The 19,537-nt window shown below is 66.4% G+C and carries 11 protein-coding genes and 1 tRNA gene; 9 read left to right on the forward strand and 3 right to left on the reverse strand.

Features of this window, described 5'->3' with window-relative positions; translation table 11 throughout:
- Nucleotides 1-114 precede the first annotated feature (114 nt).
- The 4 genes from gltB (at nucleotide 115) to ACQE2J_RS09775 (ending at nucleotide 9,466) form a co-directional block, all read left to right on the forward strand.
- Nucleotides 115-4,809 carry a glutamate synthase large subunit gene (gene gltB, locus ACQE2J_RS09760; RefSeq protein WP_135541037.1) on the forward strand — a complete coding sequence of 1,565 codons (4,695 nt, stop codon included), beginning with the start codon at nucleotides 115-117 and terminating at the stop codon, nucleotides 4,807-4,809.
- Nucleotides 4,802-6,244 carry a glutamate synthase subunit beta gene (locus tag ACQE2J_RS09765; protein ID WP_135541035.1) on the forward strand — a complete coding sequence of 481 codons (1,443 nt, stop codon included), beginning with the start codon at nucleotides 4,802-4,804 and terminating at the stop codon, nucleotides 6,242-6,244. The genes gltB and ACQE2J_RS09765 overlap by 8 nt, the downstream gene beginning before the upstream one ends.
- A gap of 126 nt (nucleotides 6,245-6,370) precedes the next feature.
- On the forward strand, nucleotides 6,371-7,918 hold the full coding sequence (gene pyk / locus ACQE2J_RS09770; protein WP_135541033.1) for a pyruvate kinase: 1,548 nt from the start codon (nucleotides 6,371-6,373) through the stop codon (nucleotides 7,916-7,918).
- A 183-nt stretch (nucleotides 7,919-8,101) separates the two neighbouring features.
- Nucleotides 8,102-9,466 (forward strand): dicarboxylate/amino acid:cation symporter, encoded by a 1,365-nt coding sequence (locus ACQE2J_RS09775; RefSeq protein ID WP_135541031.1) that lies wholly within the window; start codon nucleotides 8,102-8,104, stop codon nucleotides 9,464-9,466.
- A gap of 121 nt (nucleotides 9,467-9,587) precedes the next feature.
- Here the strand turns inward: ACQE2J_RS09775 and ACQE2J_RS09780 are convergent.
- Nucleotides 9,588-9,669 (reverse strand) — tRNA-Leu (locus ACQE2J_RS09780).
- 192 nt (nucleotides 9,670-9,861) lie between these two features.
- On the opposite strand from ACQE2J_RS09780, the gene ACQE2J_RS09785 reads away from it, so the two are divergent.
- Nucleotides 9,862-10,482, forward strand: coding sequence for an ANTAR domain-containing response regulator (locus ACQE2J_RS09785; RefSeq protein WP_425119370.1), 621 nt, complete (start codon nucleotides 9,862-9,864; stop codon nucleotides 10,480-10,482).
- 106 nt (nucleotides 10,483-10,588) lie between these two features.
- Here the strand turns inward: ACQE2J_RS09785 and ACQE2J_RS09790 are convergent, their stop codons facing one another.
- Nucleotides 10,589-11,050: a PaaI family thioesterase gene (locus tag ACQE2J_RS09790; protein WP_135541029.1), complete on the reverse strand. Its 462-nt coding sequence runs from the start codon at nucleotides 11,048-11,050 to the stop codon at nucleotides 10,589-10,591.
- Between the two features lie 42 nt (nucleotides 11,051-11,092).
- On the opposite strand from ACQE2J_RS09790, the gene polA reads away from it, so the two are divergent.
- Nucleotides 11,093-13,759 (forward strand): DNA polymerase I, encoded by a 2,667-nt coding sequence (gene polA / locus ACQE2J_RS09795; RefSeq protein ID WP_426936269.1) that lies wholly within the window; start codon nucleotides 11,093-11,095, stop codon nucleotides 13,757-13,759.
- A gap of 160 nt (nucleotides 13,760-13,919) precedes the next feature.
- Here the strand turns inward: polA and ACQE2J_RS09800 are convergent, their stop codons facing one another.
- Complete coding sequence (locus tag ACQE2J_RS09800) at nucleotides 13,920-14,759, reverse strand: class I SAM-dependent methyltransferase (RefSeq protein ID WP_135541025.1); 840 nt, start codon at nucleotides 14,757-14,759, stop codon at nucleotides 13,920-13,922.
- 207 nt (nucleotides 14,760-14,966) lie between these two features.
- On the opposite strand from ACQE2J_RS09800, the gene rpsA reads away from it, so the two are divergent.
- The 3 genes from rpsA to coaE are packed head-to-tail and all read left to right on the forward strand — an operon-like array spanning nucleotide 14,967 to nucleotide 19,524.
- Complete coding sequence (rpsA, locus tag ACQE2J_RS09805; protein WP_135541023.1) at nucleotides 14,967-16,451, forward strand: 30S ribosomal protein S1; 1,485 nt, start codon at nucleotides 14,967-14,969, stop codon at nucleotides 16,449-16,451.
- 46 nt (nucleotides 16,452-16,497) lie between these two features.
- A complete protein-coding gene (locus tag ACQE2J_RS09810; RefSeq protein ID WP_240689953.1) occupies nucleotides 16,498-18,339 on the forward strand; it encodes a hypothetical protein in 1,842 nt (613 codons plus the stop codon).
- 9 nt (nucleotides 18,340-18,348) lie between these two features.
- Nucleotides 18,349-19,524: a dephospho-CoA kinase gene (gene coaE / locus ACQE2J_RS09815; RefSeq protein ID WP_135541021.1), complete on the forward strand. Its 1,176-nt coding sequence runs from the start codon at nucleotides 18,349-18,351 to the stop codon at nucleotides 19,522-19,524.
- The last annotated feature ends 13 nt before the right edge of the window (nucleotides 19,525-19,537 follow it).

Genomic DNA, 19,537 nt, shown 5'->3' on the forward strand with positions numbered 1-19,537 from the left:
CGGCTGTGAGAGCGATCTCACAATCGGGCACGGAGGGAATGCCTCCGCGCACGTCAAGGCCGCAGAGGACAGCGCCGTCTTTTCGACAGGTCGAACACACCGAGAAGGCAGCATATGAACCCCAGCACGGCAGCGACCCAGAAACGCCCGGCACCGCCGGGCCGAATCGGACTCTACGATCCCGCGCTCGAACACGACGCCTGCGGACTCGCCCTCATCGCCCGCTACCGAGGCGGACCCGATCATCAGGTCATCGACCAGGCTCTCGACGCGCTGCGCCGCTTGGAGCACCGCGGCGGCATCGGCTCCGACGAAGGCACCGGTGACGGCGCCGGCATCACCATCCAGATCCCGCACGACTACTTCGCCGAAGAACTCGCCGCCGCCGGCACCACTCTGCCCGAACCCGGTGAGTACGCGATGGGCATCGGCTTCTTCGCCCAGGACTACTCCGCCGACCTCAACCGGACCACCGCCGCTCTCAACGCCTCGACCGAGACTCCGGTGTCGGCCGAGCCGGCCGCGAGGGACCAGGAGGACCTGCTGCGCACGATCGGCGCCGAAGAGGGCCTGGCGGTGCTCGCTGTCCGGGACGTGCCCGTCGATCCCTCCGTCCTCGGGCAGATCGCCCGTCGAACCATGCCGACGATGCGCCAGGTGTTCTTCGTCAGCAGCCCCGAACACCCGCTGCGCGATGCCTCCGACCTGGCCCGCCGGGCCTATATCGTGCGCAAACGACTCGACAACGCGGGCCTGTACTTCCCGTCACTGTCGCCGACGACGCTGACGATCAAAGGCATGCTCTCGACCGGGCAGCTCGACGCCTTCTACACCGAACTGCGCGATCAGCGCCTGAAGTCGGCCATTGCGCTCGTCCACTCCCGGTTCTCGACGAACACCTTCCCCTCCTGGCAGCTCGCCCAACCCTTCGGCACCATCGCCCACAACGGTGAGATCAACACGGTGCGCGGCAACCGCAACTGGATGCAGGCCCGCGAAGCGGCCCTCGTGAGCGAACTGCTCGAATCCCCGGTGCCCGGCACCGAACGCGGGCTCGAACGGATCCTGCCGATCATTCCGGCCGGTGCCTCGGACTCCGCGTCCTTCAACGCCGTACTCGAACTCATGGTCGCCGCAGGGCGGTCCCTGCCGCAGGCGATGCTCATGATGATCCCCGAGGCCTGGGAGAACAACCCGGGACTGGGCGACGATCGCCGCGCCTTCTACGAATACCACTCCCTGCTCATGGAGCCGTGGGACGGACCGGCCTGTGTGTCCTTCACCGACGGTCGCCTCGCCGGAGCCGTCCTCGACCGCAACGGTCTGCGCCCGGCACGGTACGCGATGACCGACGACACCGTGGTGCTGGCCAGCGAAGCCGGCGTCGTCGATCTGCCCGAAGCAGAGATCACTGCGCGGGGCCGACTGACCCCGGGCCGGATGTTCCTCGTCGACGTCGAAGCCGGACGGATCATCTCCGATACGGAGATCAAGAACCGGCTCGCGACCGAACACCCCTACCGAGACTGGGTGTCCGAATGCTCGACGCATCTGGCCGAACTGCCCACCCGCGTCCACGTCAGCCATCCGCAGTCCTCGGTGCGCCGGCGGCAGCGGACCTTCGGCTACACGGAAGAAGAGCTGCGGGTGCTCATCGCTCCGATGGCCGAGACCGGAGCCGAACCGCTGGGAGCAATGGGCAGCGACACCGCGATCGCGGCCCTGAGCACTCGCCCACGCCTGCTCTTCGACCACTTCCACCAGAATTTCGCCCAAGTGACGAACCCGCCCTTGGACTCGATCCGGGAAGACATCGTCACCAGCATGTCCGCGGGCATCGGCCGCGAAGGCAACCTGCTGTGCTCGACCCGCCCGGACTCGACCCACATCCTGCTGGAACGCCCCGTCATCGACAACGACGAGCTCACAGCGATCGCGCATCTGGACGTCGACCACCTCGGCGCGGACGTCACCACTGCCTCGGTGACACTGTCCGGTCTGTACCCGGTATCCGCCGGAGACGAGGCGATGGCCGACCGGATCGCGGCACTGTGCGAGGAGGCGAGCGCAGCGGTGGCCGCCGGAGTAGTGTTCCTCATCCTCACCGACCGAGAGTCGAACTCCGACTATGCTCCGATCCCGTCGCTGCTGCTGACCTCGGCCCTGCACCACCATCTTGTGCGGGAACGCTCCCGCACCCAGGTGAGCATCGTCGTCGAAGCCGGAGACGTCCGCGAGGTCCATCATGCGGCCGCGCTCGTGTCCTTCGGTGCCTCCGCGGTCAACCCCTACCTGGTGATGGAGACCGCCGAAGATCTCGTCCGCGCCGGTCGGATCCCGGGCATCAGCGAAGAGGCGGCCGTGGCGAACGTGCTCACCGCGCTCAACAAGGGCCTGCTGAAGATCATGTCGAAGATGGGCATCTCGACGGTCCAGTCCTACCACGGGGCGCAGACCTTCGAAGCCCTCGGACTGGCCGCCTCCCTCATCGAGGAGCACTTCACCTCCACGCCGCATCAGTTGGGTGGGAAGACACTGACCGATATCGCGGCCGAGACTTCTGCCCGGCACGCCGAGGCCTACCGCGACGATCATCCGCGTCCGGCCCACAGGAACCTGCTCGTCGGCGGGGAGTACCAGTGGCGCAGGGAGGGCCCGGGGCACCTGTTCGATCCGGAGACCATCTTCCGGCTCCAGCACTCCACCGCCACCGGACGGTTCGACATCTTCAAGCAGTACACCCACGCCGTCGACACGCAGTCCGCGGAACTGATGACCCTGCGCGGACTCTTCGACTTCGTTCCCGTCGAATCCGGACCCATCGACATCGACGAGGTCGAACCCGCCGAGGCGATCATGAAGCGCTTCTCGACCGGAGCGATGAGCTACGGCTCACTGTCGGCAGAAGCGCACGAGACGCTGGCGATCGCCATGAACCGGATCGGCGGGAAGTCGAACACCGGCGAAGGGGGAGAGGACACCGAACGGCTGCTCGACCCCCAGCGGCGCTCAGCGATCAAGCAGATCGCCTCCGGTCGATTCGGGGTCACCAGCCACTACCTCTCGGCCGCCGATGACCTCCAGATCAAGATGGCGCAGGGGGCGAAGCCCGGTGAGGGCGGTCAGCTGCCGGGGGAGAAGGTCTACCCGTGGATCGCGAAGACCAGACACGCCACCGCCGGCGTCGGACTCATCTCCCCGCCGCCGCATCACGACATCTACTCGATCGAGGACCTCGCCCAGCTCATCCACGACCTCGGGCGAGCCAATAAGTCCGCCCGAGTCCACGTCAAACTCGTCTCCGGCATCGGTGTCGGCACCGTCGCCGCGGGCGCAGCGAAGGCCGGCGCCGATGTCGTGCTCATCTCCGGCCACGACGGCGGTACGGGAGCCAGCCCGCTCAACTCGCTCAAACACGCGGGCACCCCATGGGAGCTCGGATTGGCCGAAGCGCAGCAGACGCTCGTGCTCAACGGACTGCGCGACCGCATCAGCGTCCAAGTCGACGGACAGCTCAAGACCGGACGCGATGTCATCATCGCCGCCCTCCTCGGCGCCGAAGAATTCGGGTTCGCGACGACCGCGCTCGTCGTCTCCGGGTGCATCATGATGCGCGTGTGCCACAAGGACACGTGCCCCGTAGGGGTGGCCACGCAGAACCCGAAACTGCGTGAGCGCTTCGCCGGACAGGCCGATCACGTCGTCAACTTCTTCACCTTCATCGCCGAGGAGGTCCGCGCCCACCTCGCCCGACTGGGGCTGCGCAGCCTCGACGAAGCGATCGGAGCGGTCGAGAGACTGCGCATCGACGAGGAGCGAGCGGCCGCCTCGGGGCTGGGCCTCGACCTCGCCCCGATCCTGACCGTGCCCACCGACATCCACGGTGAACCGGCCCGGGTGCGCACCAGCAGGAACCGATCCCCGCGAGACTTCACCGGGGAGCTCGACGTCGACCTGCTGCGGCAGGCCGAGTCCTCGATCGGCGCGAGCACCCCGATCGAGCTCAGCGCGAGCATCGGGAACACGGATCGCTCCGTCGGCACCCTGCTCGGGCACAAGGTGACGATGGCCCACGGCGGGAACGGACTGCCCGCGGGCACCGTGCGCGTGAACCTGCACGGCACCGCCGGACAGTCCCTCGGCGCGTTCCTGCCGCACGGAGTGAGCATCGCTCTGCGCGGAGAGGCCAACGACTATGTCGGCAAGGGTCTGTCCGGCGGGACGATCAGCCTCGCCCCGCACCCGGAGAACCCGAACCGGCCCGAACACAACGTCATCGCCGGCAACGTCATCGGCTACGGGGCGACCGAGGGGTCGCTGTTCCTCTCGGGCCAGGTCGGGGAGCGCTTCCTCGTGCGCAGCTCCGGTGCCGAAGCCGTCGTCGAAGGCATCGGCGACCACGGTCTGGAATACATGACCGGGGGCACAGCCGTCATCCTCGGACCGATCGGCCGCAACTTCGCGGCCGGTATGTCCGGAGGCACCGCCTTCGTCCTCGACTTCAACCCGAGCCGACTCAACCCGAAGGAGCGCGCGGCCGGGGTCTTCCGATTCACCGGAATCGGAGTCACCGATGCCGAGGTGCTCGAAAGGCTGCTCGCCGCGCATGTGGAGGCCACGGGATCTCCGCTCGCGCACGAGCTGCTCACCGGGCTGCACCGCGGGCAGGACGTCCTGTCCCGCTTCACGAAGATCATCCCCGCTGCCTATGCACGGGTCAAAGAACTCCAGGACGAGCTTGCGGGCACCGGCGAAGCCGCTGACTCCGATCAGACCTGGCAGACGATTCTGGAGGCCGCTCATGGCTGATCCGCACGGATTCCTCACCTTCACCGAACGCGAACTGCCCGCCCGCAGGCCGGTGCCCATCCGGCTCATGGACTACTCGGAGGTCTACGAGTCGGGTGACCCCGCGCAGCTGCGCCGGCAGGCCTCCCGCTGCATGGACTGCGGTGTCCCGTTCTGCCATCAGGGCTGCCCTCTGGGCAACCTCATCCCGGAGTTCAACGATGCGATGTATCGCGGGGAGCTGCCGCGGGCGGTCGAGCTGCTGCATGCGACGAACAACTTCCCCGAATTCACCGGTCGTGTCTGCCCCGCCCCGTGCGAGAGCGCCTGCGTGCTCGGCATCAATCAGCCGGCGGTGACCATCAAACAGGTCGAAGTCTCCATCGTCGACCAAGGCTTCGCCGCCGGGCTCATCACCCCGGTCGTGCCCGACCGGATCACCGGGCAGACCGTTGCCGTGATCGGTTCCGGACCGGCCGGACTCGCCGCCGCCCAGCAGCTGACCCGGGCCGGACACACCGTCGTCGTCTACGAACGGGAGGACCGCCTCGGCGGGCTGCTGCGGTATGGGATTCCCGACTTCAAACTTCAGAAGCACCACATCGACCGCAGGCTGTCCCAGATGCGGGCGGAAGGCACCCGGTTCGAAACCGGAGTCGAGATCGGCCGCGATATCGAACTCTTCGAACTGCGCGCCCGCTTCGACGCCGTCATCGTCGCCACCGGCGCCACCGTGGCTCGGGATATGCCGCTGACCGGACGCGACCTCGACGGCATCGAATTCGCCATGGACTTCCTCGTGCCCTCGAATCGGTCGCAGGCCGGGTCCGCTGCCGAACTGCCCTTCGATGCGGCGGGAAAGAACGTCGTCATCATCGGCGGCGGAGACACCGGTGCCGACTGCTTGGGCACGGCGTTGCGGCAGGGGGCCGCTTCGGTGACGACTCTGGCGATCGGGGCGAAGCCGCCGACGGAACGGGGCGCAGACTCGCCGTGGCCGATGGTGCCGCGGATCTTCGAGGTCCAATCCTCTCACGAAGAGGGCGGCACCCGACGCTATCTGGCATCGACGACCCGGTTCGTCGGCGACGGGGCCGGGCGGGTGCGAGGGATCGAAGTCGCCGAGACCCGGTTCGCCGATGGTCGTCGCGTGCCGACGCCGGGCACCGAACATGTCATCGATGCCGATCTCGTGCTGCTGGCCCTCGGGTTCAGCGGCCCGGAAACGAACTCCATCGACCTCGGCACCCGAGCCGGGGGAGCGTTCGAACGGGATGAGGACTATGCCTCGGTCCCGGGCGTCTTCGTCGCCGGCGATGCCGGTCGGGGACAGTCGCTCATCGTCTGGGCCATCGCCGAGGGGCGAGCCGCGGCCGCTGCGGTCGACCGTTTCCTCACCGGTTCGACACGGCTGGAGTCGCCCGTGCGACCCACGGATGCGGAGTTCAAATGCTAAGATAGTCCATGTCAGACAGTGAGAAGAGACGGTGGAGCGGCACAGCGCAGTGCCGTCGGTCCACCGCTCGTGACCAGCGGTGAGCGGCAACAGCCGCCCGCTGAGACTTTAGGTAGGGTGGAGCGTATGAGGCGTGCAAAGATAGTCGCAACTTTAGGTCCGAACCAGAACTCCTATGAAGAGATCCGCGAGCTCGTCGATGAAGGCGTCGATGTCGCCCGATTCAATCTCAGCCACGGAACACGAGACGAACACGAAGAGAAATTCGCCTGGGTCCGCCAGGCCGCACTCGACACCGGCAAGGCGGTCGCGGTGCTGCTCGACCTGCAGGGTCCGAAGATCCGGGTCGGCACCTTCGCCAACGGCAAGGAGGAACTCGTCGAAGGTGCCACCTTCACGATCACCAGCCGCGACGTCGACGGCACCGCCGAACTCGTGAGCACGACGCTGCCGACCCTGGCCGAAGACGTCTCCGTGGGAGACCCGCTGCTCATCGACGACGGGCGTCTGCGCCTGCGTGCCACCGAGGTCACCGCCACCGATGTGGTCACCGAGGTCGAGATCGGCGGCACCATCTCCAACCACAAGGGCATCAACCTCCCCGGTGTGCCCGTGTCTGTTCCGGCCCTGTCGGAGAAGGACATCGACGACCTCAAATGGGGGCTGCATCTCGGCTTCGACTGGGTGGCCCTGTCCTTCGTCCGCAGCCCCGAGGATATGGATGATGTGCGTGCGGTCATGGACGAGGTCGGAATCACCGCGCCGGTCATCGCGAAGCTCGAGAAGCCGCAGGCCGTCGAGCAGCTCGATGAGATCATCGACGCCTTCGACGGGATCATGGTCGCTCGCGGCGACCTCGGCGTCGAACTGCCGCTGGAACAGGTGCCGATCGTGCAGAAACGCGCCGTCGAGATCGCCCGCCAGCAGGCCAAGCCCGTCATCGTCGCCACCCAGATGCTCGAGACCATGATCGACGCCCCGCGGCCGACCCGCGCCGAGGCCAGCGACTGCGCGAACGCGGTCCTCGACGGCACCGATGCGCTCATGCTCTCCGGAGAGACGTCGGTGGGTGCGCACTGGGTGGAGGCGATCCGCACGATGAGCCGGATCATCGGCTCCACCGAAGAGCACGGGCTCGAGCGGATTCCCCCGCTGGGCACCGATCCGCACACGAAGGGCGGAGCCGTCACCGCGGCTGCCGTGCAGATTGCTCAGCAGCTCGATATCGATCTGCTGTGCACGTTCTCGCAGACCGGTGACTCGGTGCGCCGGATGTCGCGTCTGCGCCCGGCCTGGCCGATCCTCGGCTTCACCCCGGACCCGCAGGTCCGCCACCAGCTGGCGCTGACCTGGGGAGTGCGCCCCTACCTCGTGAAGACGGTGCGCCACACCGACCAGATGGCACGCCAGGTCGATGCGGTCCTCCTCGCCGACGGCACCGCCCGTGAAGGCGATCAGAGCATCCTCGTGGCCGGGTCTCCTCCGGGAATCCCGGGATCGACGAACGCTCTGCGCATCCACACCATCGGTGATGCGGCCAAGGGCGTCACGGCCGCCTACCAGGACTCGTCGGACTCCGAAGAGGACCCGCTGGCCGGCTACGGGGTGGTGTCCGAGTCGCCGATCACCCGCGAGATGCCGATCGTGCGAGACCACCACTCGCCCCGGCACTGACTCTTCGGAGCCTCCGCGACCAGGCGGCGTCCGATCCGCAACCGGATCGGGCGCCGCCTTCGTCGTCTGCGATGTGTGTCACAGGGATTTGCGGAATTTCCTCGATTGCTCAACAGTTGTTCTCCGTGTTGCCATTCCTCCCTTCGGCACCTCGCGGGGAGGGCCAGCTAGGAGAGGAAATCAATGAGACTGCCCGCTTGGAGCAAGTCCTTCGGAGTGCAGGTGACGATCGCACTCATCGCCGGCGTCGTCCTCGGGCTCATCGCCCGGTCCTGGGGTCCGCTCAATGAGAGCGCGGACAACTGGCTGGGACAGACCCTGGACACCATCGGCTCGTCCTACGTCACCCTGCTCAAGGCGGCCGTCGTGCCGCTGGTCATCACCGCGATCATCGCGAGCATCGGCAACCTGCGCAAGGTCACGAATGCCGCGAAGCTCGCGATGTCGACGCTGCTGTGGTTCGCCCTGACCGCGCTCATCGCCGTGGTCCTCGGCCTCATCCTCGGCGTCGTCATCCAGCCCGGAGCCCATGCCGATGCCGCATCGCTCAACGCTGCGGCCCCGGACTCGCAGGGCAGCTGGGTCGGCTTCCTCACCGGACTCGTGCCGCAGAACGTCCTCGGGCTCGAGGTCTCCACCGCACCCGATGAGTCCGGTGGCCTCGCCTCCCAGGTCGACTTCAACATCCTCCAGCTCATCATCGTCTCCGGCGCCATCGGCATCGCCGCCGTCAAGGTCGGCAAGGCCGCGGAACCGTTCCTCGAATTCATCGAGGCGGCCCTGGCCGTGGTGCAGAAGGTCGTGTGGTGGATCGTGCGCATCGCTCCGATCGGCACCCTCGGACTCATCGGCAACGCGGTGAACTCCTACGGCTGGTCGACCATGGGCTCCCTGCTGTGGTTCGTCGTCGCCGTCTACATCGGCTTGGCACTCGTCTTCTTCGGCGTCTACCCGGCCCTGGCTCGCGCCAACGGACTGTCTGTGCGCCAGTACTTCTCCGGAGTCTGGCCGGCCGCTCAGATGGGATTCGTCTCGCGGTCCTCGATCGGTACGATGCCCGTGACGCAGAAGGTCGCGACCGACAACTTCGGTGTGCCCCACTCCTATGCCGCCTTCGCCGTGCCCTTCGGCGCGACGACGAAGATGGACGGCTGCGCCGCGATCTACCCGGCCATCGCAGCCGTGTTCGTCGCCCAGTTCTTCGGGGTCGACCTCTCCCTCATCCAGTACCTGCTCATCGTGTTCGTCGCCGTCATCGGTTCGGCCGCGACCGCCGGCACGACCGGTGCGACCGTGATGCTCACACTGACCCTCTCGACCCTGGGCCTGCCGCTCGAGGGCGTGGGACTGCTGCTGGCCATCGAGCCGATCGTCGACATGGGACGCACCGCACTCAACGTCTCCGGTCAGGCGCTCATCCCGGCCATCGTGGCCAGACGCCATGACATCCTCGACGTCGACCGCTACGATGCTGAGCGCATCAACGGCTACGTGCCGGTCGCGGAGGACGCCGACGACGATGCACCCAGCACCGAGGCGGTCCGTTAGGCGGATCCGGGTCAGCGGTCCGGAAGTGCGCACAGCCGGTGTGCACTGCCTCGGGGACGAGAGAAGGCACTGAGACGAAAGAAGGCACTGTCGAATTCGCATTCGACAGTGCCTTCGTCCGTACCGGATGCGGGACTCGAACCCGCACGTCTTTCGACAATGCATTTTGAGTGCACCGCGTCTACCGATTCCGCCAATCCGGCTCGCGTCCGACCGCCCCGTGGGGCCGCCTCGGCGACGGGGACGATTCTACTGCGCGAGCACACGGATTGCACATTTTCCCGCCGTCGGACTGGATGCGCCGGTGGTCGCCGTCACCGGTGGTGGCCACCCTCACAGAAGAAACTTCACCGCCCGCTGGCATGGACCTCACCGGCCTGGTCTAGACTGGTCTCGTGCTTTCAAACAGCGAAGAGTCAACTGCAGATGAGTCCGTGCCTGTCCGCCGCGTAGTCGTGGCCGAAGACGAGGCCGTGATCCGTCTCGATATCGTAGAAATGCTCCGCGAGGTCGGCTACGACGTCGTCGGTGAAGCCGCGGACGGCGAATCCGCCATCCGCCTGGCCGAGGAGCTGCGCCCCGATCTCGTCGTCATGGACATCAAGATGCCCATCCTCGACGGGATCTCCGCGGCCGAGCGCATCGCCCGCGCCCGCATCGCCCCGGTCGTGCTGCTCACTGCCTTCTCGCAGAAGGAGCTCGTCGAACGGGCCCGTGACGCCGGTGCCATGGCCTATGTCGTCAAGCCGTTCACCTCGGCCGACCTCATCCCGGCCCTGGAGATCGCGCTCTCGCGCCACGCCGAGATCAGCTCGCTCGAATCCGAGATCTCCGATCTCACCGAACGCTTCGAGACGCGCAAGCTCGTCGAGCGCGCCAAGAGCCTGCTGCAGACCTCGATGGGCCTGAGCGAACCCGAAGCCTTCCGCTGGATCCAGAAGACGTCGATGGACCGTCGTCTCACGATGCGCGAGGTGGCCGAGACCGTGCTCAAGCAGATCGGCACGAAGAAGTAGAACCGCCGGGCAGCGACCGCCCGAATCCGACACCGAACAGGGGCCGGCGAATCCATCATGGATTCGCCGGCCCCTGCGTTTCGGCGCTCCGAAGTCGTTCGCTCGTTCAGCCCTTCGGTTCTGTCCTGAGGATCATGTTCGTGATCCGCACGATCGACAGCAGGCGCCCCGCCTCGTCGGTCATCTTCACCTCATGGGAGACGATCGTGCGGCCCTGATGAAGCACTTCGGCGCGGCCGGTGACCGACCCATCGCGGGCGGCCCGCAGGTGGGTGGCGTTGAGATCGACGCCGACGACGCTCTTGCCGCCCGAGAGCAGGAACGAATGCATCGAGGCCAAGGACTCGGCGAGGACCACGTGTCCGCCGCCGTGGAAGAGACCCATTGGCTGCCGATTTCCCTCGACCGGCGCCGTGGCGGTGAGATGATCGTGACCGAGCTCGGTGAACTCGATGCCCATCTTCTCGCACAGCTCGCCTCCCGCGCCCGGAGCGCGCAGCGACTCGAGCAGGTCGGTGACCTCCTCGGCGGTGGTGTGTGAGGTCAGGGAATCGTTGGGACGCAGCATCGGATCTCCTTCAAGTCAGGTTCGAACGCTAGGCTATGCCATGTGAGTCACTCAAACGAATCCCTCCTGCTCATCGACGGACACTCCCTGGCCTACCGGGCATTCCACGCCCTGCCGGTCGAGAACTTCTCCACCAGCACCGGTCAGACGACGAACGCCATCTACGGCTTCATCTCCATGCTCATCAACGTCCTCCGCGACGAAGCCCCGAGCCATGTGGCCGTGGCCTTCGACCTGGGACGACAGACCTTCCGACTCGAGGAGTACCCCGAGTACAAGGCCGGTCGGGCGAAGACTCCGCCGGAGTTCCACCCGCAGATCGACCTCATCAAGGACATCGTCACCGCGATGGGCATCAGAGTCGTGGTCAAAGAGGGCTTCGAAGCCGATGATGCTCTGGCCACCATGACCCGGATGGGCACCGAGGCGGGAGCGGCCGTCGAGGTCATGAGCGGAGACAAGGACTCCTTCCAGCTCGCCTCCGAGGACGTGACGATCCTCTACCCGAAGCGCGGGGTCAGCGACCTCAATCGGATGACGCCCGCCGCGGTCGAGGAGAAGTACGGAGTCAGTCCGGCCAACTATCGCGGTCTGGCCGCGCTCGTCGGCGAGAAGGCCGACAACCTGCCCGGTGTCCCCGGCGTCGGTGACAAGACAGCCGCCAAATGGCTCGCCGCACACGGTGACCTGCCTGGTGTGCTCGAGAATGCGGAGAAGATCGGCGGCAAGGTCGGTGAGAAGCTGCGCGATCACATCGCCGAGGTGGAGCGGAACTACCGACTCAACCGCCTCCTCGACGACGTCGATCTCGGTCTGCGCTTCGACGACCTCGTCTGGGGAGAAGGGGACCCGAGCGAACTGTCGAGCCTGTTCGATCAGCTCGAATTCCAAGCCCTCGGCAAGCGCCTCGCAGCGATCTTCCCCGAGGCCGCCGGCACTGAGTCCGACGCCGCAGCGGCACGGGAGACCACCGTCGAGACCGTCGACATCGATGCGCTGCTCGGTCATATCGCCGACCACGATGTCCTCGCGCTCGATTCCGATGCGCGCTTCGAACTCGGTCACGGAGAGGCCCGCATCCTCGCCGTCTCCGCCGAACCCGGGCAGGCCTGGGTCGTCGACCTCGCCGAGGCGGGAGAGACGACTGCGGCCCGGCTCAGCACGGCTCTGGCTGCCCGATCGCTCATCCTCCACTCGGCGAAGCTCCAGATCAAAGCCTTCGCGTCGATCGGACTCAACGTCACCGACATCAGCGGAGACACGGCGCTGGCCGCCTACCTCCTCGTCCCCGATGCCCGATCCTACGAACTCGGACAGATCGCCTCCGAACGTGCCGGCATTGACCTCAGCGAACCCGAAGCTGACTCCGGACAGCTCGCTCTCGACCTCGACACGGATGCGACGGTGACCACTCACGGTCAGCGCGCCGCAGCCCTGCTCGAAGTCCACGAGGTCCTCGCCGCCGCCGTCGACGAAGCGAACATGACTCAGGTGTATCGCGACATCGAACTGCCGCTCGTGCCCGTGCTGGCTCGGATGGAGGCGACCGGAATCGCCGTCGACGAGGCCGGACTGTCCAACCTCATCGAGGAGTTCACGAAGCAGGCCGAAGCGAGCGCGCAGGAGGCATACGACGCAATCGGCCACGAGGTCAACCTGGGTTCGCCGAAGCAGCTGCAGACCGTGCTCTTCGATGAGCTTGACATGCCGAAGACGAAGCGCACGAAGACCGGGTACACGACCGATGCCGAGGCGCTGGCCGAACTCTTCGTCAAGACCGAGCATCCCTTCCTCCAGCATCTCTTGGCGTACCGGGACTCGACGAAGCTCAAACAGACCGTCGTCGGCCTGCTCAAGACCGTCGCCGATGATGGGCGCATCCACACGACCTACCAGCAGACGGTCGCGGCGACCGGGCGACTGTCCTCTCTCGACCCGAATCTGCAGAACATCCCGGTGCGCACCGAATCCGGTCGCCGCATCCGCGAGATCTTCATCGCCGACCCCGCGGAGCCCGACGGCTGCCTGCTGACCGCCGACTACTCGCAGATCGAGATGCGCATCATGGCGCATCTGTCCGGCGATGCCGCTCTCATCCAGGCGTTCAAGGACGGCGAGGACCTGCACTCCTACGTCGGGTCGAAGGTCTTCAACGTCGGTATCGACGAGGTGGACTCGCAGATGCGCTCGAAGGTCAAGGCGATGTCCTACGGCCTCGTCTACGGTCTCTCCGCCTACGGGCTCTCCCGGCAGCTGGCGATCGGCGTCGACGAGGCCAAAGGGCTTATGGAGCAGTACTTCGAACGTTTCGGCGCCGTCAAGGACTACCTCGACGAGATCGTCGAGCAGGCCCGCGCCAACGGCTACACGGAGACCATCATGGGCCGTCGCCGCTACCTGCCGGCCCTGCACAGCGACCGGCGGCAGCTGCGGGACATGGCCGAACGCGCCGCACTCAACGCTCCGATCCAGGGTTCGGCCGCGGACATCATGAAGATCGCCATGCTCAGGGTCGCCTCCCGCCTCGACGAGCTGCAGTCGCCGATGCTTCTGCAGGTCCACGACGAGATCATCGTCGACGTCCACCCGGGGGAGATCGACGAGGTGACGGCGATCGTCACCGAAGAGATGGGTTCGGCCTTCGAACTCGATGTCCCGCTCGACGTCAACGTCGGCACCGGACGGTCCTGGCACGACGCGGCCCACTGAGCAGCGGTCGGATCGGTCCGGTCCACGCCGTCGTTCAACGCTGAGTCAGGATTTCGCGCGGGCCTCGCATTGAAAAGCTGACTCAGTGTTGAACGAGCCGGAATGCCTGCCTGCGTGAGGACAGAGGCCGGCCGGGCGGGTGCAGCAGCCCCCGTGCGGGTCAGTCCTTGTGCAGGGTCGTCGAGAAGATCACGGTGCCGGGCATGAGCGCGCCACGCAGCGGCGACCATCCGCCCCAAGCCTTCTGATTCTCCTCAGGCCATTCGGGTTCGGTCACCGAGTCGATCGTGAACCCGGCGCCCACCAGCAGCTGCACCCAGTCGCTCATCGTCCGATGGTGCTCGGCGTAAACGGGCTGACCGGACGAGGACAGTTCGACATACGGGGTGCGATCGAAGTACGAGTACTCCACCGTCAGACCGGCCTCACCGGGAACGTCGGGAAACATCCACCGCATCGGGTGAGTGGTCGAGAACACCCACTGCCCGCCCGGACGGACGACGCGGGCCACCTCGGCGAACACCACTTCGGCGTCCTTGACGAAGGGGAGTGCGCCGTAGGAGGAGAAGGCGACGTCGAAGCTGTTCGACGCGAAGGGCAGCTGACGGGCGTCGGCGAGGAGGAAGGTCGGGGGAGTCGCCTCGGCGCTGAGCGGATGGTCGCGCTGCAGACGGGAAGCCTGCTCGAGCATTCCGGCCGAGACGTCGACACCGGTGGTGATGGCTCCCTCTTCGGCGAGCCATCGGGAACACTGTCCCGCGCCGCAGCCGACCTCGAGGACCTGTTTGCGGTCCACCGCGCCGAGGAGGTGGACGTCGGATTCGTGAATTCCCTCGGGACACCAGATGAAATCCGAAGCTCCGAGGAAGGTGCCGTGTTCGGCCAGATACTCCTCCGCGGAGTTGTCCCAGTAGCTGCGATTGGCCCGGACAGACGCCTCTTCGTCGATCGGCAGATAGCCGCCGCTGATGACCTCGGCTCCGTCAGTTCCCTCGCTCATCGTTCCTCCGTCGCCTCGGCTGCTGAAAAATAGAATCCTCGGCGTGCATTCACGCCCGTGTTGGTGCTAGCATTGACAACCGTATGCGCCTGTGCATGCAAGTCCAAATTCGCAATCGAGACCGGATGCGGATCCGCCGGCAACAATTTACGACCTGCCGACAGGGTACCGGATCTGGACCAATATTCCATCGGAGTCCCTACCTATATGACCACCACCACGCCGGAATCGGTGCAGCCGAAGCAGGTCGCTGTCAACGACATCGGAACCGCTGAGGATTTTCTCGCCGCCGTCGATGAGACCATCAAGTACTTCAACGATGGCGACATCGTCGAAGGCGAAGTCGTCAAGGTCGACCGTGACGAAGTCCTCGTTGACATCGGATACAAGACGGAAGGCGTCATCCTCGCACGTGAGCTTTCCATCAAGCACGATGTCGATCCCGGCGAAGTCGTCGAGGTCGGGGACGAGATCGAAGCCCTCGTTCTTCAGAAGGAAGACAAAGAGGGCCGTCTCATGCTCTCGAAGAAGCGGGCTCAGTACGAGCGCGCCTGGGGCGACATCGAGAAGATCAAGGAAGACGACGGCGTTGTCACCGGCACCGTCATCGAGGTCGTCAAGGGCGGCCTGATCGTCGACATCGGACTGCGCGGCTTCCTGCCCGCATCGCTGGTCGAGATGCGTCGTGTCCGCGACCTCGCCCCCTACATCGGCCAGCAGGTCGAAGCCAAGATCATCGAGCTCGACAAGAACCGCAACAACGTGGTCCTGTCGCGTCGCGCCTGGCTCGAGCAGACCCAGTCCGCCGTTCGCCACGACTTCCTGCAGACCCTGCAGAAGGGCCAGGTCCGTCCTGGTGTCGTGTCCTCCATCGTCAACTTCGGTGCGTTCGTCGACCTCGGTGGTGTCGACGGACTCGTCCACGTCTCCGAGCTGTCCTGGAAGCACATCGATCACCCGGGTGAGGTCGTCACCGTGGGTGACGAGGTCACCGTCGAGGTTCTCGACGTCGACATGGACCGTGAGCGCGTATCGCTCTCGCTCAAGGCCACCCAGGAAGATCCCTGGCAGCACTTCGCCCGCACCCACGTCATCGGACAGATCGTGCCGGGCAAGGTCACGAAGCTCGTTCCCTTCGGTGCATTCGTGCGCGTCGAAGACGGCATCGAGGGCCTCGTCCACATCTCCGAGCTGGCCGTGCGCCACGTGGATCTGCCTGAGCAGGTCGTCTCGGTCGACGAGACCATCTACGTCAAGGTCATCGACATCGACCTCGAACGTCGCCGCATCTCGCTGTCGCTGAAGCAGGCCAACGAGGGCGTCGACCCCGAGGCCGAAGAGTTCCTCGACCCCGCTCTCTACGGCATGCCGCAGGAGTACGACGAGGACGGCAACTACAAGTACCCGGAGGGCTTCGACCCCGAGACCAACGAGTGGGTCGAAGGCTACGAGGCTCAGCGCGAGGCCTGGGAACAGCAGTACGCCGCTGCTCAGGAACGCTGGGAAGAGCACAAGAAGCAGGTCGCCAAGGCCATCGCTGCGGACGCCGAGGCCTCCGCCGCCGATGCCGTCGGTTCTGCCGAAGCCGCTCCGGCCACCGGTTCGTTCTCCTCGGAAGAGGCAAGCGACGAAGGCACGCTGGCCAGCGACGAAGCTCTCGCAGCCCTGCGTGAGAAGCTTGCAGGCAGCTGATAGCAGCCACCACAAGGGCTCCCGGTCGGAAGATCGGGAGCCCTTTGTGTATGCCCCCGCAGCAGCGGCCGCATCTGCGCGGACCGTGATCCGCCCACCGCTGTACCGGCGGCTGCGGCCTTGGCTGTGGTACACGCTGCTGCTGGCTCTGGTCAGCCTCATCGTCTTCGGATCCGTCGCCGCAGACCCAGGCGGTTCGGTCGTCGGCTCCAACGACGACTCCTCCCTGTTCATCTGGTGGCTCGGCCATGGGTCACAGGTCCTCGCCGACGCCCTCGGCTTCGGGTCCGGCGGCAGCGGCGGACTGCTCTACACGGAGTCGATGAACGCCCTCGGCGGGGGAGTCAACGGTGCCTGGAACACCTCGTTGGCCGGTATTGCGCTTCTGCTCGCACCACTGACCTGGGTGGCCGGACCGATTGTCAGCTACAACCTGCTCATCCTGTGCCTCCCCGTCATCAACAGCCTGGCCACCGCGGTGCTCTTCCGCCGCTTCCTGGGCCGCCTCCCCGCGTTCATCGCCGCCGGCGGAGTCGGCTTCTCCAGCTACGTCATCGCCCAGCTCGGCGGCCACCCGAACCTCGCCTTCGCCGTCACTCCGACGCTGACCGCATGGGCGATCCTTGCGCTGCTCGGCCCCGGCGGCCACCACCGCAGTCACAGATCCGTGTGGACGATCGGCATCGTCTTCGGACTGCTGCTGGGCTTCCAGTTCTACGTCTCGACCGAAGTCCTCGCCGGCACGTTCCTCGCAGCGGTCTGTTTCCTCGTCTGCCTCGCCGCGTTCGGTCGCCGGCAGTTCCCCGCCCGTGCATGGCTGCGACTGGGGCTCGGCTCGCTGCTCGCCGCCGCTGTGGCGCTGCTGTGTGCGATTCCGCTGCTGCTGACAATGGCCGGGCCCAATGCGCCGCAAGGGCCGATCCGTCCGCACGGTGTGTGGAACACCGATCTGCTCGATCCGATCCTGCCGGCCGCGCCCGCCTGGCTGAGCTCCGGTGTCTCACCGCTGCCACGGGTGATGGACATCGATCCCGCCGAACTCGGTGCCTATGTCGGTGCTCCCGCGCTCCTGGCCGCACTCATCATCGTCCTCGCCTCATCGAGGACGACCACCCGCACCCTGCCGGTGCGCATCGCGGCCGCCACCGGTGTCCTCGTCTTCGCCCTCTCGCTCGGATCGCCGATCCTCCTCGGCGGGGGAGTGCTCACCGAAACCGGACCGTTCGCGCTCGTCGAATCCGTACCGGTGCTCAACAACATCCTGCCCATGCGCCTCGTCCTGCATTCGACGATCGCGCTCTTCGCGATCCTCGGCGTCGGTCTCGACTGGGCACTGTCCCACCTGAGGCAGCGTCGCGCCCGGCTGCTCACGGGGCTGCTCGCACTCGCTGCCGTGTGCGTCGTCCCCGGCCCGCAGGCCGCCCACGAAGTGACCGTCCCCGACTTCTATGAGGATTCGATCGCCGAGGTGGTCCCCGCCGGATCCGTCGTCAAGACCTTCCCCCGCCCGCTGGCATGGGCCGTGCCCCACGCCGATGAGGCAATGGTCTGGCAGTCCGTCAGCGGATTCCGCTATCGCGAGACCGGCGGATACTTCATCGGTTCGAGCCCGGACTCGCCGGTCACCTATTCGGCGCCCGAGGACAGCCTCGATGCGCTGCTGCACGGCTCCGTCTTCGACGGCGAGCCGATGCCGGACCCTGCGAGTCGGGATGTGAACTCGGCGATCGCCGACCTGCGCGCCTCAGGAGTCGACTTCATCGTGCTGGCCCGCGACTCCCCGGTGCTGCCCGGAAGTCAGGAGGAGTATGCGGCATTCCTCGACACTGCCGTCGGAGATCCCGTCTTCACCGATGAGGGGGTGCGGGTCTACCGGCTCGGTCAGTAGGATGAACGCATGCTGAGAATCGGTCTCACCGGCGGAATCGGTGCCGGCAAGTCAACAGTGTCGAGGATGCTCGTCGCGCACGGGGCCGTGCTCGTCGATGCCGACCAGATCGCCCGCGAGGTCGTCGCACCCGGTCAGCCGCTGCTCGAACTCCTCGCAGAGGCCTTCGGCCCGCAGGTGCTCGATGGCTCGGGAGGCCTCGACCGTGCGGCCCTCGCGGCCGCGGCCTTCATCGATGCCGAACACACGGCGAAGCTCAATGCCCTCATGCACCCGGCGATCCGCGACCGCACCGCCGAACACTTCGCCCGGCACGCCGAGGCGCCGATCGTCGTCCACGACGTCCCGCTGCTCGTCGAGAACTCGATGACACCCGCCTACCATCTCAACCTCGTCGTCGATGTTCCCGCTGAAGTGCGCCTGCAGCGGCTCATCGACGCCCGCGGAATGGACCGCGAGGATGCCGCCGCACGGATCACCCGGCAAGCCGATGACGAAACGCGCAGACGGGCCTGCGACGTCAGCATCGACAACACCGGCCCGGTCGCCACGACCGAGGACACGGTGGCCCGGCTCATCTCCTCGCGGATCCGGCCCTTCGCCGAGAACCTCCGCCGAGCACGACGGGCATCACGTGCCGCTCTCGGGCTCAGCGATCCGGAGGATGCGGATTGGGACGGTGACGCGCGGCGCGTCATCGCGAAGCTCGAGCACGGCACCGGCGCCGAATTCGCCATCGAGCACATCGGTTCCACCTCGGTGCCGGGCCTGCCCGCCAAAGACGTCATCGATCTGCAGCTGCTGGTCCCCGACCTCGCGGCAGCCCGGCAACTGGCCCCCCGCCTGACCGAACTCGGGTATCCGGGGGAGGAGATGCATGATCATCTGGGCGAGGCCGGAGGCGAGGCGAAGTGGTTCCACGCGAACACGGACCCCGGCCGGGCGGTGAACCTGCATGTGCGGGTCGCGGATTCCGTGGGCGCCCGCTTCGCTCGCGCATTCCGGGATCTGCTCAGCGCCGATGCCGGGGCGCGGGACGAGTATCTCCGGGTCAAACGCGAGCTCATGGCACTCGCGCAGGAGCAGGGCGGAACAGACTCTCAGATCACTCGGTCCTACGCAGAGTCGAAGGAACCGTACTTCCTGAGCATGCGTCGACGTCTGGTCCCCGACAGCTTCGACTGATGCGGGCCGAAGC

The sequence above is a fragment of the Brevibacterium sp. LE-L genome (assembly GCF_050214925.1).
Taxonomy (GTDB): Bacteria; Actinomycetota; Actinomycetes; order Actinomycetales; family Brevibacteriaceae; genus Brevibacterium.